Source organism: Candidatus Margulisiibacteriota bacterium (assembly GCA_041658645.1).
In the GTDB taxonomy this organism is placed as follows: domain Bacteria; phylum Margulisbacteria; class WOR-1; order O2-12-FULL-45-9; family XYB2-FULL-48-7; genus JBAZZV01.
This window is the reverse complement of record JBAZZV010000029.1, coordinates 1-2,881: the sequence shown is the minus strand read 5'-3', so window position 1 is coordinate 2,881 and position 2,881 is coordinate 1. Positions and strand designations below refer to the sequence as shown.

Annotated in this window: 3 protein-coding genes; 2 read left to right on the top strand and 1 reads right to left on the bottom strand. The window is 56.6% G+C overall.

Annotation, left to right across the window (positions count from 1 at the left end):
* On the bottom strand, positions 1-538 hold a 538-nt coding region (locus WC903_09230; protein MFA5894127.1), incomplete at its 3' end, for a hypothetical protein.
* 36 nt (positions 539-574) lie between these two features.
* On the opposite strand from WC903_09230, the gene WC903_09225 reads away from it, so the two are divergent.
* Both WC903_09225 and WC903_09220 read left to right on the top strand, forming a co-directional pair.
* Complete coding sequence (locus WC903_09225; protein MFA5894126.1) at positions 575-1,429, top strand: shikimate dehydrogenase; 855 nt, start codon at positions 575-577, stop codon at positions 1,427-1,429.
* Between the two features lie 69 nt (positions 1,430-1,498).
* On the top strand, positions 1,499-2,488 hold the full coding sequence (locus WC903_09220) for a GspE/PulE family protein (GenBank protein MFA5894125.1): 990 nt from the start codon (positions 1,499-1,501) through the stop codon (positions 2,486-2,488).
* The last annotated feature ends 393 nt before the right edge of the window (positions 2,489-2,881 follow it).

Sequence of the window (2,881 nt, the reverse complement as noted above, 5' to 3'; positions counted from 1 at the left end):
ATTTAAAGAACCGGAAGCTGTTCAGGAACTTGTCGTACAAGAGCTGGTCTTTTTGGTCGGCCGTGTGAAGGATAGAGATCTGGAAAAGCTGTTCCCCTTTGATTAAATAGTAATAATCCGCGGCGTAGCCCTGGACCGTCCGCGCCTGGACCAAATGAACGGTCGGCAACCCCGCCAGGCTGACCTCCTGCCCGGCCTTATCCCCAACCAGCTTGTTCGTCCATTGCCAGACATCGGTCCCGGCCGGCGGATGATAAAAGCTGCTCAGATAATGGCTAATGGCGAGGCGCGGCCAGCGCTCCCCTTGCTGATTGTAGGTCACTTCCGGTCCGAGGAACTCGATCATTTCGTTGGCGTTCAGGGCGACGATCTTGCAATCCCCGGGATATTTGACGGTGTAGCCGTACTTTTGGCTGGTATAGGTGCGCCAGCCCTTGTAATCATATTTTGGCTTCCCCGGCACCCGGTTGACCAGCCACCAAACCAGCGCCCCGGCCAGCAGGAGTAAAAGCGCGGCCACCAGTAGTTTGTTTTTCATCAAGGTCATTTTACCATATGCTATACTTATCATGCCATGAAAAAGATCGTGGGGATAATCGGTTACCCGCTCGGCCACAGCCTCTCGCCGGCGATGCATAACGCCGTCTACCAGAAAATGAAGCTCCCTTACGAATATATCCCGTTCGAAGTCGAACCAGATGAGCTGCCGGAGGCTTTGACCGGCCTGCGCGCTCTCCATATCGCCGGGTTCAACGTCACTATCCCGCACAAAGAAACTATCGTCCCGCTGCTGGACGAAGTGACCAAGCTCGCCCAGTTGATCGGTGCCGTCAACACGGTGGAGAACCAGGCCGGCCGGCTGGTCGGCTATAATACCGATGCGCCCGGTTTTATTGAATCACTTCAGGAAGATGCCGGATTTGAACCGGAGGGAAAGAGGGTAGTCATCATCGGGGCCGGCGGCGCCAGCCGGGCGGTCGGAACGATCTTGGCCGAGGTCGGGGTCAAGGGTTTGACCCTCTCCGACTTGATGGACGATAAAGCTAAATTGCTGGCGGAATATTTGGGGACGGCCTTCAACTCCCCCTGCCATCACGCCGCTCTCGATAGCCCGGAGTTACGCGCGGCGATCGCCGCGGCTGACCTCGTCGTTAACACCTCACCGGTCGGGATGTCCCCCCAGGTTGACGCTTCTCCCCTGCCGGCCAAAACTAAATTCAAAAAAGGGGCCCTAGTCTACGATCTCGTCTATAATCCCCGGGAAACCCAGTTGATCAAGATCGCCCAGGCCGCCGGTTGCCGCGTTTGCTCCGGCCTCGGGATGCTGGTCCGCCAGGGAGCGCTCGCCTTCTCACTCTTCACCGGGGAGGAACCGCCGATCGAAGAGATGCGCCTGGCCGCCGAACATGCCCTGCGCCTCCAGCACTGACGAATTTTCGCCGATTTTTATCCGCGCGACGCTCGCCTGCCCTGGCAATAAGATTGCTTATCGGTAAATGTGGAGATCCCAGCATTACTCGATGAGTTGCTAAACAAGGCGGCTGAACTCGGGGCGAGCGACCTGCATCTGGAACCGCGCGAAGAGTTCCTCCGGGTCCGCTTTCGGGTGGACGGCCTCTTGCAGGATGGCCCGCAGATACATAAGGGAAAACAGGGCGCGCTGATCTCCCGGATCAAGGTCCTGGTCAACCTCGACATCGCCGAAAGCCGCCTCCCCCAGGATGGCCGGACCAACCTCAAGCTTGTCCATAACCAGTTCGACCTGCGCGTTTCCACCCTCCCCACGATCCATGGGGAAAAAGTGGTCCTCCGGCTGCTCAACCGGAAACACGCCCACCTCACTTTGGCCGAACTGGGAATGACCACCGAACAGCTGACGGCCTACGGCCAATTGATCAATAAAAAATGCGGCCTGGTTCTGGTAACGGGTCCGACCGGCTCCGGTAAAACGACCACCCTCTACGCCACCCTCTCCCAGCTGAATGCCCGTGAGGTCAACATCATGACGATCGAGGACCCGGTCGAATACCAGCTCCCCGGTATTAACCAGATCCAGGTCAACACCAAATCAGGGCTAACCTTCAGCCGCGGGCTCCGCTCGATCCTCCGCCAAGATCCCGACATTATCATGATCGGCGAGATCCGCGACCTGGAAACCGCCCGAATCGCTCTCCAGTCGGCCTTGACCGGCCATCTGGTCCTGGCTACGCTACACACGAACGACGCCCCATCCGCCGTCACCCGGCTGGTGGAAATGGGGATAGAAAAATACCTGGTTGATGCGACCGTCGGCGGCGTAGTTGCCCAGCGGCTGGTGAGAAAAATTACTCCGGAGGGCTATAAAGGCAGAACGGGTATATATGAGGTTATGGCTGGCTGCGCTCCGCCAGCCGGCATGAAAACATTAAAACAAGACGCCGCCTTGAAAGTCGATCTAGGCATTACTTCCCGGGAGGAAATTGACCGGGTTCTCCCGCGGGAAGATTGAAAAAATCGGCGGCCATTCTCTTAATGGTCTGAAACAGGTTGCTGATCGCCAACTTGGAGTTCAGGCGGCTGCAACCGTTACAGCCGTGGAGCTTAGTTCGAGGAGAACAGCACGTCTTTGTGCTGTCATAGAGGCAGCGCGGACTGGGCCCTCTCAACTGGGCCCGCTCAAGCTGGCCTGGGCCGCTCATCTCTTCAATTCGAAAATCCATTTCCTTTATTTATCGATTTTTCTTTTGCAAAATTGCAAGCGACTTTAGAAACTGCTGGGATATATAGGTAGATCGTGTGCAGGACCGGAGCGCTGATTAAACCCTGCAGCTACTCTTCCGACAAAGTGTTGTAAAATTTCATCCGGATGGAAATCATCACAGGGTAATTCCTCTGGCGTCAG

What these genes read in the sequence shown, in the direction of transcription:
- WC903_09225 (MFA5894126.1), top strand. Translation starts at nt 575, where the DNA reads ATGAAAAAGATCGTGGGGATAATCGGTTACCCGCTCGGCCACAGCCTC.